Origin of the sequence: Pseudomonas putida, from assembly GCF_028682635.1 — a bacterium.
Classification (GTDB): Bacteria; Pseudomonadota; Gammaproteobacteria; order Pseudomonadales; family Pseudomonadaceae; genus Aquipseudomonas; species Aquipseudomonas putida_AE.
Genome location: NZ_JANHLK010000008.1, coordinates 229,436 through 243,381 on the forward strand (window position 1 = coordinate 229,436; position 13,946 = coordinate 243,381).

Genomic DNA, 13,946 nt, shown 5'->3' on the forward strand with positions numbered 1-13,946 from the left:
CGAATAACGCAAGAGGAGCGCCGGGGTGAGCCAGTTAACACGCGTTATCGTTGACGACCATCGCCGGCAGGCCGGCTCCCACAATAGATCGGGTACGGTCGTGAGTGATTGGGCGAACTTGAGGCTGCCTTCGCTGGCAGGTCGGCTCCCACAATAGATCGGGTACGGTCGTGAGTGATTGGGCGAACTTGAGGGCGCCTTCGCTGGCAAGCCAGCTCCTACAGGGGGGCATGCGTCGGATCTCGATCTCCACTACGAGATTTTCAAGGGTATTGCATGTCCTTGAACCAGCTCATTTTTTTTAATCCGCTCGAACGGTTGTAACTTCGTCTCAGATAGGTACAATGGCGCGGCTCGCCGTCAGGTGAGCGTCGTTATGGTGACCCCATCGGTCCCCCCGCAACGATCAGCCGTGAACCCGGTCAGGCCTGGAAGGGAGCAGCCGCAGCGGTGACATTGTGTGCCGGGGTGTGGCTGGTGGGGTTACCACCTATCTCTAAATCCTTGATTTTACAAGGATTTATCAGTCAAAAATCTCGAAGTGTGACAGCGTTTAGGTACACCAAAGTGGTGCATCATAAGCGGCATATTATCGTGTCTGCGATACCTACTCCAGTAGCTCAGTCGAGCGCCATCATCGGATCTTGCAGCAGGCGATGACTGCCAGCTGGATGATTGAGCGTCGTCCCAAGAGCGTCCTGCTCATGAGTGCATTTTCTTTTCGACTCTGGTCGCCATTTATCTTCGCTCTCTTGAGGCACTGCTCCTCAATCTATACTGTACGCACATACAGTATAAGGTGCGTGCGTGATGGAAGACAATTTGATCGATGACAGCGGGTTTGAATTGGGGATGCCTACGCCCGTAGAGATGCTGAAGCACCAGTGCACCTTGCTGTGTGCGGAGCTGGATACAACTCGCCGCGACTTGCGGAAGTCCCACCAGAACATCGCCCGGTTGATCGTCATGTACCGGGATAGCTCGACCGAGCTTGCTGCACTGAAGGTCGAACATGAGCGCCTACGATGGACACTGAGTAACGTGTACCGGCGTGAAAGTGAACGGGAAACGGCACGGATGGGCTACGCCTACGGTGATCACAGCAAGGATAAGTCCTAGCTCCTGGATGACGTGATGCAGCCAACCATGGGAATCGGTAAGCTCCATTCACAACTCACTGAGCATGGACGACCATGGGCATTTTCGATATCGACGATTACCTTGCACGAGCAAGGACGCTCATCGAAGCAGGGAACGAGAATTCGTTACGACACGCTTGCCTTGAGATGCGACTGGCACTTGAACGTATCGTCTATCAGAAGCTGGGGCAAATCGGCCCTAAGTTGCCCCCCGCCATCTTTCGGAAATGGCAACCAGACAAGGCATTGAAGATGCTTCGCGGCTTCGAGCCAAAGGCCGATCTGGACATGTCAATCGAGTTTACTGGACCGGACGGTGCTCCATTCCCCATCGGCGACTACAAGATGTTTTCGGTCGGTTGGCTTAACAAGCACTACCAGAAGCTAAGCAGTTTCCTGCACGCACCCGCCCTCGCTGATACACGCAATCTCAACTTCACTACGACCGCTGTTCAAGAAATTCTGGACGAGATTGAACGCGTTGCGTCAGCAACGCTGGTGATGTCTATAAACAAAATCGACACGTTCACTTGCGATGCATGCGGGAAGGACATGTACGCAAGTCAATCACAGGTTGAAGCCGGCGCCACGGTCGAATGTCCGACGTGCGGCAATAAGCACCTCGTTCGATGCGAAAACGAAGAAACCTACATTGTCGAACCATCGAGCCTGTGCATCGCGCCGTGCTTGAATTGCAAGAGCCCAATGGCGATAGAGCATCTTGAAGTGAACGAGAGGAAGGCGTGCTGGAACTGCGGTCAACTGCACAAATTCGACTGGGGTTATTGGATGGTCCCACCCAACTCGGAAGCCCCAGACAAAACAGAGGCATAGGGTAAGACCACTTTACATGGACCCACGTGAATCACAGCGAAACAACGTGGACCCGGTACGCTGAAAGTGAAAGACTGAAAGTTCAAGAGCTAATTCAGGACAGCACGGCATGGATGTAAATTTTCGGCTGCTACCCATCAACGGCGAAATTGTAATCGTCGAAGATGAGCCCCTGTTGCGGGAACTCACCAGAGAAATCTTGAGCGAGGTGGGTGCCGAATGTGTTGCATTCTCGACCGCTGATGATGCACTGATCCATACGCTCACGTCGGATATCCGATGTGCACTCATCATCGCTGATCATGGCCTACCAGGGCAGGTTCAAGGTGCGGAGTTGGCGGAGCTTGCCCGTAACAGATGGCCCGAGACACCGGTAATCATTACAAGCGGCTGGACTGATACCTTCATTGGGCTGCCCCCCACTACCCACTTCCTTGCAAAGCCTTGGTCGCTGGAAGGACTAGTGATGGCGGTTGGCAATCTGCTTCAACCCGGCGTTCCGCCCATAGAGACATCTGTGAGTACTCCGAAGTAAACCACTTTCCCCGGTGGCCATGCCCCCCAGATCCCGAAGTATCTGGAGGCTAGTGCACTCTCTAGGTGATGCTACGACTGCCGTAGCCTCATGATGGCATCTGTGATGGCTTGAGCATTGGTATCCAGTGTTTCCATGGCCACCATTGCGTTAGTTGAGACATTTCCGACGCCGTGATCTGAAAACCACTTGGTCACTTCTTCTATCGCTGCTGCTAGAGCATGCTGGTTATGTAGGAGCAATGTCAGTGCGTCCGCCGTGACGATGTTGGCTGCTGAGTTATCTGGCATGGCTATCATCCTTGAGTAATTGGTGCGGAGAGACTAGCTGAACTCGCCGCTGGCTGGAGCCACTTTTCGAGATCGGCTGACGCCTGGGTAATTACACAGACTTGACCACCCATTTGCAATCGACTGACCAGCCATTTGCATCGGGCTTGGCCAGCCACTTAGCCCAGCATGACCGACAGTGAACGGCTCAAAAGCAGCCAAAGGCGGTCATTGTGTGGCCACAAAAGCAGGAGCTATTCACCTCATGCGGATAAACATCCTGCAGCGCGACCCCGATGCTGATGGTGGTACAATGCCATTATTTCAGAATCAGGGATGACTTACGTGCTCAAAATACACATGCTTAAAGCTGGGAATGGCGATTGTATTAGCATCGCCACCGAATCTGATTTTATCTTGATTGACGGAGGCACCGCTCAATCATTCGAAGATTGGAAAGAACAAGTAATTGATAAAACAAAAATTATAAATGCTCTCATTATTACGCATATAGATAACGACCATGTTAATGGGATTATAAAGCTTCTCCAGCACGAAAAATGCCCTGAAATTCAAAGTATCTTGTTTAATGGTGCCGAACAATTTTTCGGAAAAACAAATGAAGATAGCGCTATAAGTTATTCGGCAGATCGTAAATTACAAGCACTCGCTTGTGAGCTAACAGTCCCGGAGGAAAACGTTCGGATAGGGTACTCAGAAGGAACATCACTCTCGTATTCGATCAACACAAGAAAACTTAAGTGCAATGAAATAGTTTCCGGCGAGGCCCTTTACAGGGAAAAGCTTCACTGTTTCAATATTGGTCAGATAAGATTTACAACTATCGGACCAGAAAAATCATCACTTGATGCATTAATTGCAAATTGGAAAGATCAACTAAACTCAAAGCTAATTAAGCCTAAAATCATAAACAAACTATATTATGATACCTTTGAGTTATATGCTAGCAGCCTAATTCCGCCCCCTATCAACTATCCGATATCCGATATAACATCGCGCACCATTGAATCTTTGGCCAGCGAGCCTTTTGTGGAAGATACATCACAAACTAACATGAGTAGTCTTTGCTTTTTAATAGAGCATGGCGACAAACGTGTTTTATGTCTTGGTGACTGCTACCCAAGTACAGTAATTTCTTGGCTTGATACCAGAAAGATTCAAAAGCTCAAGGTGGACGCTGTGAAAATATCTCATCACGGGAGTAAAAATAGCACAAGCATGGAGCTGTTAGATCGCCTCGACTGCCCCATTTATATGATTAGCACAAACGGCAAGTCTCATGGGCACCCAAATCTTGAAACTCTAGCCAGAATTGCAGAAGCAAACAAATATAAAACTACGCGAATAATAATAAACTATCAGCTTGAGAATATCCCTCAATGGTTCGCTAAAGAAATGCAAGATAAATACTCAAAAGTTACCATAGAAATATATGACTGCGAGATTGAACTGTGAACACTACAATCCCAAACGAATACAAATCTGATTCGGTATATATCGTAGAGGCGATAAAAAAGGATGGTAGTGGCAATACTCTAAATGTAGTGCGCGGTACTTGCTTTGCGATATCGTCGACGATTATGCTTAGTGCCAATCATGTAATAGTCGACTCGGACGAGCTTAGGATTTATTTCTCAAGCGATAACTTTGACCAAAACATTTTTTCATCCGCTAAATGCATTCATTCAGATGAGGCAAAAGATTTCTGCATTCTTGAAGTTGAGGGTGTACTAGCGAGCTTTATTGGCCTCTACTCAGTCAGTATTAGTTTGGATGCAGAAGTTAAAGCTTGCGGCTTTCCAATAGAGAAACAGCATTATTGCACGCCCATAAGTGTAAAGGTGTCTAACGTATTTGAACACATTATAAGCAGGCAGTACAGTTTCGAAGTTTCGCAGTCGGATTACGTTAGCACGTACAAGGGTATGTCGGGTTCCCCTGTGTTGCGTGACGGACTATGTGTTGGTCTTCTGCTCGTACAACAGGGCTGTAATACTTTATATGCTGTATCAGTCAAAGATATTTTAGCCGACTCGGCCGTGCTTGGGATCATCAATGCCGCAAATCTAGATATCAGGATCCAAGAAGGAATACATTATAAAGCGCCTGATCATCCGCCGTCACCATTTACGTACTGCATAAATTGTAATGTCGGACAGCCAAACATCAAAGGGATCGATATCGGATTCACGATGAAAGTTTGGAATCTTAGTAGTCTGACAGAAACCGTTTATGACTGGATCATTGACTACTGCCTGTCACATAAAGAGAAGGCGAACTTTAGCGGTCCTGAAAGAGGTCTATTCAAACACGCAAGAGCTAATTACCCCGCTAACGAAATGAATGCCTTGGGCGATTTGTTTTTGCATATCGCTATTCGCGACTCATATAAAACAATCCCTATCATGAACAAGGTCTTCGACATTAACAATAAGACCTTCTCTTGCACTCATGTTGTATTGAATCTTGACGACATTGAATTGTGGATCGGCGCTTCTTCAGTTAGTACCAATATCGAGGATGCAGTGGGATCTGCGATTAGGAATATTGAGTACATAATAAGTTTGACCACGCTAAAGCAGCGATTGTTTATGCTTACAGCTGAAATCGATGAGTCCTGGCCACATACAGACAAGCTCAGAAGATTGGTTGACTCTAGTCTTACCGTTGACGAACGATTCGATAAAATCATCATTCCCGTATTTTTGATGCACGACAGTTCAATCATTACCAATTACGACAAAAATTCATTTATTGAGCTTTTCAATGAGCGTGTTCGAGAGTGTAGGGATATTCTTGTCGGCGGAATTAGACCAGGTCTAATTGATCTCATTGATTTGCGAATTTTCTATTTTCCTGTATCGGATATTTCAGTCGTAAATGAGGCGTTAGTGAAGGAGCTTAATTCGTGATCTCTTGGTACGAAGAATCAAAGGCCAACATAAGCAATCCAGAGTTTAATCAATGGGATGATTTTTTGCTATCGCTTGTGAATGAATACAACAGACACGATCAGCAGCACTTAATACAAGATGTTGTTATAAGGTCATTAGAGCGAAAAGGTGAGATAGAAAATTCTTTTATTCTGGATCATTTGTTAGGTGAATTAGGGTTATATCCTTATGTTGGACATGCAGATAATACAAGTAAGAATTTATTTAGACGCAGCATCTTCACTACACCTCAAGATGAAAATAAAATATTTCATGTTCGCCAAGCTGAAGTTTTTCATAGAATCATAAATGGCGAGAATATTATCCTGAGTGCGCCTACTAGTTTTGGGAAAAGTTTAATCATTGAAGCGCTAATTGCAGCTCGGGAATTTACAAATATTGTTGTTGTTGTTCCGACGATCGCCTTGATGGATGAGCTTAAAAAGAAGCTTTATAAGTATAGTGACACATATAAAATTATTACTCAGGTCGCACAAAAATCAGACCGAAATAATATATATATTCTCACCCAAGAAAGAGTGCTCGAACATATCGATCTGGGAGTGGTAGATTTCTTTATTATCGATGAATTTTACAAGTTGGCACCTACAACAAAAGATGATGAGCGATGTGACCGCTTGAATCTAGCTTTCAAAAAACTCTATGCGAAATGCAAACGATTTTACATGCTGGGCCCCAGAATAAATGGGTTGGCGGCTGGAATTGAAGACGAACTCAGATGTACCTTTTTGAAATTTGACTCTTACGCTACTGTGGCTACTAACGAATTTTTCTATCCGATAGTCAGTAAGGGGAGAGACGCTGATAAAGACTTGGAAAGGGATGCAATACTTTTAGCCATCTTAAAGTCCATCGGGAATAATGAGCAAACAGTTATCTATTGTAAGTCTCCCAAAAGAGCTAGTTCCTTGATGGTCAAGTTGCTTCGCTCCGGGTTGCTAAATCAAAAGATTCACAATGAGGATTTTTCAATCTGGCTTGGCGAGAACTTTCATCACGACTGGTCGCTAGTTGAAGGTCTTAAACACGGAATCGCCTATCATCACTCGCAATTACCTAGGGCAGTTGCTTCGTTGATAGTTGATTATTTCAATAGCTCGGATATCAACATTATTATTTGTACCTCTACACTCATTGAAGGAGTGAACACAAACGCTAAGAACATTGTTATTTATGATGACTGCATTACTAGAAGAACCAAGCTTGATATGTTTACATTTAACAATATTGCGGGCAGGTCTGGAAGGATGTTTGAGCATTTTGTGGGGAATGTTTATATCCTTGGCGAAAAGCCTCAAAGCGAATTACCTTTCATCGATATGCCGATCGTCACGCAGAGTGAAAACGCATCTGACTCACTCCTGCTACACATGGGTGCTGAAGTTAGCGGGCCAAATAAAGAAAAAATAAAAGGATACTATGAGCAAGAAGCCATTCCTATTTCTTTAATTCTGAAACACCAGGGAATCCATCCAAGTAAGCTCATTGAGTTTGCTAACGCGCTAATTGATAAATGCAATGCTTGGAACAGTCTTATGCGCTGGGATGGTATATATCCAACCAGTCCTCAGCTAATGCACTTATCAAAAATCTTATTCAAATATTTCAATGTGTCGTCAATGGGTGGCGGCGCCGTCCGCTCCGACACACAATTACATAAAAAAATTATTGACGTTATTAATAAGGTTGATGACAAAGTATTAATTGTTAGGGACCAAAAGTTTTGGGCTAATCGCTCATCTGACTACAACATTGATGATGCAATACAGGCTGTTTTTAACTTTAAGAAAAACCTAATAAACTACAATCTTCCAAAAATAATTCATGCGATAAGTGATATTCAAGAGCTGATATTTAAAAGATTTTCCTATCCTTTTGGTGATTACAAATCTTTTGCTTCCACGCTTGAAAATTTCTATTTCCCACCAGCTGTAAACTCGCTTGAGGAATTCGGAATACCGATTCAGATCACAAAGAAGATCCTTGCGAATCATAACTTTGACGACATGAATGTAGACCAATACATAATAAAACTAAAGGCTATCTCTATGAAAAACCTGACATGTCTTACTGAATTTGAAGCGCGCATTTTGAAAAATGCTCTTTCTTACACATAGAGGTTAGAGATCGAAGCCATGAAAAATCCTAAGCATTCGGTCAATACACCTATTTTATCCAACTTTTAGGGCCATGATGGACCGCATAAGTGGACTCCATTTATAACCTCCTCACTGGGTTCACTACGGGGCCACTGCGGCTGTGAGACAAGGCTGCAGTTTAATCTGCGGGAGCGCTGTGCACCAGGTATCGGGGGCTCTCACTTGCCTTCTTGTGTTTGCTGAGGCCCTATAGTGACATCGTCGCATTTGGATAGCCCTGGTTTTTCTAGATACTTTCCAAGCTCTACCGGTGACTGAAGCGTCTCAGTTTCAAAGAGAGACGGAGTGAGCGCTTTTGGCCGTTCTCTGTCGGTCGTAAGCCACTCTTTGAAGTGCACTGATACCCAAGTTTTCAAAATTGACATTAGCCCTTGGCCGAGTATTGCCTGTGAATCTGTGGCGGAATATCAGGGCGGAGAATCTGGCAGATCGGCGGATTTCCCGCATAGGGTGGGTCAAGGTTAAAAGCCATTCCCGTGCCACCTCGCTGCCGGCGGCTAGAATCGGCAAATATCACTGGCACGAAATAGCCGCCCGTTGGCTGCTGATGTCTCGCTTGTGGGGGCTTACGTCGATGCCTTTACCTTCTGTACTGTCGTCGTACTGCATTCCAGTAGGCTGGCCACTTTCCTGATGCTCTTGCCATCAGCCAGCAGTTCACCGATACGCTCTCGTAACTTGGCATCCACTGGACGGCCTTTGTAAGCACCATCGGCCTTGCCCTTAGCGATCCCTTCAGCCTGCCGACGGCGACGGTCTTCGTAGTCCTTGCGTGCAACTACTGCCAGGATATCGAGGAGCATTCCGTTTACAGCCGCGATCATGCCCTTGGTAAAGTCGTCCATTCCCTCTGGGGGCTTCAAGGCTGCGTGGCTGGTGCTCAGGTCAATGGACACTACCGTCACCTTCTTGGTTGCGATCTTGGCCTTCAACAGTGTCCAGTCGCCCTGGACGAGCCTGGACAATCGATCCACACCCTCAATGAGCAACACGTCACCTTCATGGCTGTCATCCAGTAGGCGAAATAGCTGGGGGCGTTCCAGTTTGGCGCCACTCACGTTCTCGACGTAGAAGGCTGCGATCTTATGCCCACGCTCGCTAGCAAAGTCGATCAACGCCTGTTTTGCACGGGTTGCATCTTGTTCAGTTGTGGAGGCTCGCAGGTACGCACGGATGAACATGATCACACCTCGACGTGTTAGTTAGGGTGTATCAGATAATACTGTGTCACGTAGGGTTGGTAAAGGGATTTTGTGACACGGGAAAAGAGGCGATTCTGCCCGCTTTTTGTACAGGTCTTTGTGGTACGTCAGGCATACCCGTAATGACACGGGCCCTGGGGTAAAGGTTTTGAGGGATGATCAAAAACCAAGGCCTTGCAATGCAAGAGCTTGAGCTGCTCAGCCGCTGCTGGAGCAGGCCCCCGAGTTGGGGAGCTGCTGCTGCCCCGATCCAGAGTTGGCTTTGGGGGCGGCTGCTAGAGCTGCGGCCCAAATTTGGGCTGCTGCTTGAGGTGTTTCGAAGAGTTCCTGCATTGCAGAGGCTTGAAGCATTGAGCCGGAACCCGGCTGCTGGGGCCGCCCCCCCTGAAGTCAGGGCTGCTGAGACATGATTCAAAAGTGAATCATCAGACCTGAGCAGTTTTGCTCACGTTCACTGCTGGAGACTCAGCAGGGGCCAACTCAAATTTGAGTTCGGGTGGAAAGTTGCATGAAAAGAGAGGCTGGCTTAGCACCTGTAGTGGCAATGCACCACAAGCCGGGGGCTTGGTCGGGGAGAGGGCTGGGATAAGGGGGGGCGGAGGAATGGCTGTGGATTAGATGCTGGATTAGTTGTTAGGGAGGCCTGTAGGGGAGCGTGTACTCAGAACTGAGTGCATCTTTTCACACCTGGTGGGCAACACCTGTAGAGGGTTTTGAGTTGCAGTAAAGTATGTGACGTGCCGTCACGCGATAACAAAATTATGCCGCTCGGCATGGTTAACATCAAGATCAAGAGCAGGGTGGTGGCTGAGCCCCCTACCCACCCTACCGAATAGAATTGTTATCTTGCCTCACGGCATAGTGTAATCAGTGGGGGCAGGGGCAACAAAGCCCCCAAAGCTTTTGACTTGAACTGTGCGGGTAAATGGTGACGTACCGTCACGTAATAATAACTTCTACAGTTCTCAGCACAGTTAAAGGCAAGATCAAGAGCGGGGAGGGGCTTTGTTGCCCCTTCTCTCCCCTTAATTGGATAGAGTTGTAATCCGTGCCTCAGGCACAGGTTATCATGCTGTAGCGTAAACGCTACGAGGCAACATAACAGTTAATCTAACACAGTAGCGTGTCCGGCTTTCGCCATACACTTAGTATGGTGGGCGTGAATTTCAACTCCCGGACAAATGAGAATGTTTATCGTCAGACAAACTTGTCTTCCACTTCCTTCAACCAGCCTCGAGACTCAACGAAGTCTAGGAACGGATTTATGCCTTTCGGCTCAGGGTAGTATTCCGGTTTCTCATCCTGCCAGTCACCTGCATCAACGGGCATGAGTGCGTCTGGAGTACCCTCAAGCAAGTCAGTCAACACAAGTGAACGCTCTAGCAATAGGGCTAGCGGCTCTCCAATACCATAACCTTTGACAGCCATCTTCAACAGGTGGCGCTCCGCAGCGTACAGTTGCTTGCGTTGGGCCAGGTCAGCCTCTTCACTATCCTCTCGCCAGCGTGTGGCGTGGAGTTCCATGTATTGGTGCGTATGGGCGTTAATCCTGAACATCAGGTCGGCAGCAGCAGTTTCCAGATACTCACGCCCCTCAGTGGGCGCTTCCTCATCCACCCAGTCCATCACAAACATGGCGTTGCAATCTTCCTTTGCTGCCCGGTGTCTCACCTTTTGCTTAACCCGCTTGATGGTGCTTTGATCGTAATTGCTGACGTAGTTGCCTGTAGTGGTGTCCCACACCGAGCGGTATTCCTCATGCATGATATTGCGTAGCTCGTAATCACGAATGCCGTGCTGCCGTTTAGCCAACTGGAACACACGCTCTACTACCTTGGCGAATGGCGTTTGAGTCTTTGTGACGACCTTCTTCACCTTGGGGGGTTTATCAATTCCTTTGATTAAGTCTTTGACTTCACGCTCTGGTAGTCCAGTTGCCTTCCTGATGTTTTCGATAGACATGCCACCTTTTCGAAACTGGACGACAGTTTCTTCAACCGAAATTGAATCGGTGTTGTGTGCAGTGATAGTGTTGAGTTCCAAGGTGGTTCTCCTTGTTAATTAAATTTACTTCATAAAAAAGCCCTCAATTGGTCGCCGGTTGTTGGTTTCCGGAAACGCATAAGCCCATATCTGTGATGACAGCAATTCGCTCTGCTCAGTTTCAACGCAATGAATCGAACAGGCTATTTGCAGACACCGGAGGCCGATCGATTTGTCCCAAATCCATAATTCGAACGTAGAAGTATGATTCATCGACTTCGAGCATCCCATAAAAAGCATAATAGTGGCCAAGCTCTGAGGTTCTCCAGCCCCGCTGCTCAAATATACGAGGGTCACAGATTCCGGCTAAATGATGCCTGCCCTCTGAGAAGTTCAAAAAGACATCATGCGGTCCTGAGTTAACTGATTTCGGCTGACCGAAAAAAAGAAAGCTCTTTCCTATATGGTGGTGAAGATCCTTTAGAAGCTTTTCGATTGATATTATCAAATCACCTAGGCGTGTCGTCTCCTGATCTAAAAATTGTACGTTTTTATCCAGAGATATTTGAGCATGCATCACTAAACTTCGAACAGTGCGAAACTTACCCACATGGAACAGACTTCCATCTGCGTCAACCACGAGTTCATCCTCTTGCCCATCTCTTGCAGTCCGACCTTGAACGACGCGTTTAGACTTTGAGACTTGCTCGTCTTCTTCATTCTCGGCTATGTCGTCGTCCAAAGTTTTCCATCCCGCAAAAGCGACGTGATTTATGGCTTTTTTCTCTACGCTGTTACCGCCTACGCTTGCACTGTAACCAGGTTTTCGGTGCGGACAACCAACATCGTCAAAACCACGAATGTGAGCATAGAATGCATGTACGTTATCTTTCCGCTTGGCTTTCTTGCGTGGTGTGCGGCTGCACATGACCCCACAACCGAGGCAGTAAATTGATCGATGATGCTTATCGTCCAAATAAAGGTCTGGAGGTATTCGTACTGCACTAGTCAGCAGGAAAGGGTCAACCTTAGCTGGCCGCCCTTCCAAAGGGAAATGTGCAACGCACGGGATCGAAACCTGCGACATAAAACTCCTTGTGGCGCCGCTATGAACGCCGTTTTGGTAGCTAGAATAAACGCCGACATAAACTAAATATGCTTGTTAGATGTATGTGTTCTAGCGGCCTGATTAATTGTTAATCAACTTATCTTGTTATAGGCGCCGCAATACGCTGCCAGAGCTTTGGATCTCCGGTTGGAAGTATGTGAGGTCTTAAATACGCTCTGGCAGCTTTTGATGAAGCTTTTCGTTTAGGGTGTTCGTAAAATTGGTTGTCTGAGCTTGACAATAATTATGAGCTAGTTGGGTGGTTAAGAGGTTTCTCAGGTTGTTGGTGTTGGATGATTTTAATCATTGTCTGAGATGTTTTCTTTTTCTTGGTCTACCAGTTCCTTCCATTTGGTCATCCGGTATTTACGATAGTCTAGTAGGGCTGGCAGCGTGGGTTTAACCTGAGGGTAGTGAGTGGAAAATACTTTTAGAAACTCAACGTCGGAATGACTCGCAGTTACCGAAAAATACTCAGCATGTTCATCGTAGTCATGTGTTACGCCTCGTACTTCTCCGCTGGCCGTGACCTGAAGATAATATTCTGGAGGAGTAATAAAGTCATCGTAATTCTCATTGGTAGTGGGCATTAGGTTGATGTCAATTACGAAGGCCCACTCAATTGGGTGGAGCTCTCCGTGTTCAGGGTTAATGAATGGCTGGTTGTCATAGATAAAGTGATCTTTGTGGTTTGCTGTGGGGAATGGCGTTTTATTTTTCATAAGGCAATACCTGTCTGGCACTCAAGAGACTTCGTGCTTGTGCTTGAAGTAAGAGGGGTTAATGGTTGTGGTTGAAGGATGTCTTAGACGGTTTATTCGGTATTTAGGTATATAGGCTCTACTTGGTGTTGAAGGGAATTTTTTAATAGCCTGCTAGGGCTAGATAGATGAGCGCTCGCTCTTGGTTCTGGCGGCGACTCTGTAAGGTTAGGTCAAGTTTCTCAGTCGTTCAATCTTGGCCATATGCTCGCGGCGCTTTTTCTTCGGGTAACTTTGCTTGATCTGAAAAAGGGCTTGTCGAGCTTTGTAATATGCCCGGTAAGTCTCAAGCTGCCAGTAGTAGGGGTTGGTGCCAGGCCAGTTGATCTGGAATTGCACAATGAAATCACATTCGGCTTCGCTCGCCGCTACGCAGTGCTGTCCCTCATGAATAGAAGGCTCATAGGTAAATCCGGTAATTTCCATTTCGTTTGTCATCAGGAAATACATTTGATGGGCCTTGTAAGGCTCAGCGTCTGTAGCGATTCCACAGTAGGGCGAGAGAAACGCGTTAAGAATTGCTGCCAATTTTTCTGGATCACAATCAGTACGATTGCTGTTCTCTTGGGATTTAGCAATATTCATGTTGTGTAAATAGCCATTAAAGTTTTCGGGTGAGTTAGTGCGTCGATATCATTAAGAGCAGTTATCATTGCATGCTAATTTGTATGTGCGATGTTTGTCAGTTATGGGTAAAGGGGTTGGGCTTGTCGTTAAGTGCTATGTGGCTCTCTTGTAACTTCTTTAGAGTTGGAATGGGGGGTTGCTGTAGCGTCTGAGTTGCCGGTCCAGTTGGATCAAGTTTATGGCTTAAGGGTTTCCTGTCAATGCTTTTTGAAAAATTATTTTTGTGCGCATTAATTGATAATTCAATCGCTTGGTTGCTTGGTATTTTGTAATTTGGTTGCTCGCTTAATCAATTTCTTGCGTACCTGAACGCCTGCCGGAATACTTGTTCGAGCACCTACCTAAATACCTGAA

At 46.5% G+C, this 13,946-nt stretch carries 12 protein-coding genes and 1 other RNA gene; 7 read left to right on the top strand and 6 right to left on the bottom strand.

What is annotated here, in order from left to right; all coding sequences use genetic code 11:
• The first annotated feature begins 386 nt into the window (after positions 1 to 386).
• From ffs to NPS56_RS13125, 4 genes are all read left to right on the top strand, one after another.
• Positions 387 to 483, top strand: an RNA gene (gene ffs / locus NPS56_RS13110) — signal recognition particle sRNA small type.
• A gap of 327 nt (positions 484 to 810) precedes the next feature.
• Entirely contained in the window at positions 811 to 1,119 is a 309-nt protein-coding gene (locus tag NPS56_RS13115; protein WP_274074974.1) for a hypothetical protein, read from the top strand.
• A 74-nt stretch (positions 1,120 to 1,193) separates the two neighbouring features.
• Positions 1,194 to 1,973, top strand: a complete 780-nt coding sequence (locus NPS56_RS13120) for a hypothetical protein (RefSeq protein WP_274074975.1) — start codon at positions 1,194 to 1,196, stop codon at positions 1,971 to 1,973.
• Between the two features lie 109 nt (positions 1,974 to 2,082).
• Positions 2,083 to 2,508 (top strand): response regulator, encoded by a 426-nt coding sequence (locus NPS56_RS13125; RefSeq protein WP_274074976.1) that lies wholly within the window; start codon positions 2,083 to 2,085, stop codon positions 2,506 to 2,508.
• A 71-nt stretch (positions 2,509 to 2,579) separates the two neighbouring features.
• On the opposite strand, the gene NPS56_RS13130 is transcribed toward NPS56_RS13125, so the two are convergent.
• Positions 2,580 to 2,798: a hypothetical protein gene (locus NPS56_RS13130; RefSeq protein WP_274074977.1), complete on the bottom strand. Its 219-nt coding sequence runs from the start codon at positions 2,796 to 2,798 to the stop codon at positions 2,580 to 2,582.
• 315 nt (positions 2,799 to 3,113) lie between these two features.
• On the opposite strand from NPS56_RS13130, the gene NPS56_RS13135 reads away from it, so the two are divergent.
• From NPS56_RS13135 to NPS56_RS13145, 3 genes are read left to right on the top strand one after another with little or no spacing between them, the layout of a single operon-like run.
• Complete coding sequence (locus NPS56_RS13135) at positions 3,114 to 4,253, top strand: ComEC/Rec2 family competence protein (protein ID WP_274074978.1); 1,140 nt, start codon at positions 3,114 to 3,116, stop codon at positions 4,251 to 4,253.
• A complete protein-coding gene (locus NPS56_RS13140) occupies positions 4,250 to 5,710 on the top strand; it encodes a Hachiman antiphage defense system protein HamA (RefSeq protein WP_274074979.1) in 1,461 nt (486 codons plus the stop codon). Before NPS56_RS13135 ends, NPS56_RS13140 begins: the two co-directional genes overlap by 4 nt.
• Positions 5,707 to 7,869, top strand: a complete 2,163-nt coding sequence (locus tag NPS56_RS13145) for a DEAD/DEAH box helicase (RefSeq protein WP_274074980.1) — start codon at positions 5,707 to 5,709, stop codon at positions 7,867 to 7,869. Before NPS56_RS13140 ends, NPS56_RS13145 begins: the two co-directional genes overlap by 4 nt.
• 608 nt (positions 7,870 to 8,477) lie before the next feature.
• Here the strand turns inward: NPS56_RS13145 and NPS56_RS13150 are convergent.
• The 5 genes from NPS56_RS13150 to NPS56_RS13170 form a co-directional block, all read right to left on the bottom strand.
• Positions 8,478 to 9,092 carry a recombinase family protein gene (locus NPS56_RS13150; RefSeq protein ID WP_274074981.1) on the bottom strand — a complete coding sequence of 205 codons (615 nt, stop codon included), beginning with the start codon at positions 9,090 to 9,092 and terminating at the stop codon, positions 8,478 to 8,480.
• 1,218 nt (positions 9,093 to 10,310) lie between these two features.
• On the bottom strand, positions 10,311 to 11,156 hold the full coding sequence (locus NPS56_RS13155) for a hypothetical protein (protein WP_274074982.1): 846 nt from the start codon (positions 11,154 to 11,156) through the stop codon (positions 10,311 to 10,313).
• Positions 11,157 to 11,277: 121 nt separating this feature from the next.
• Positions 11,278 to 12,183, bottom strand: coding sequence for a hypothetical protein (locus NPS56_RS13160; RefSeq protein ID WP_274074983.1), 906 nt, complete (start codon positions 12,181 to 12,183; stop codon positions 11,278 to 11,280).
• A 320-nt stretch (positions 12,184 to 12,503) separates the two neighbouring features.
• Positions 12,504 to 12,926 (bottom strand): hypothetical protein, encoded by a 423-nt coding sequence (locus NPS56_RS13165; RefSeq protein ID WP_274074984.1) that lies wholly within the window; start codon positions 12,924 to 12,926, stop codon positions 12,504 to 12,506.
• Between the two features lie 207 nt (positions 12,927 to 13,133).
• Entirely contained in the window at positions 13,134 to 13,550 is a 417-nt protein-coding gene (locus tag NPS56_RS13170) for a hypothetical protein (protein WP_274074985.1), read from the bottom strand.
• Positions 13,551 to 13,946: the final 396 nt, after the last annotated feature.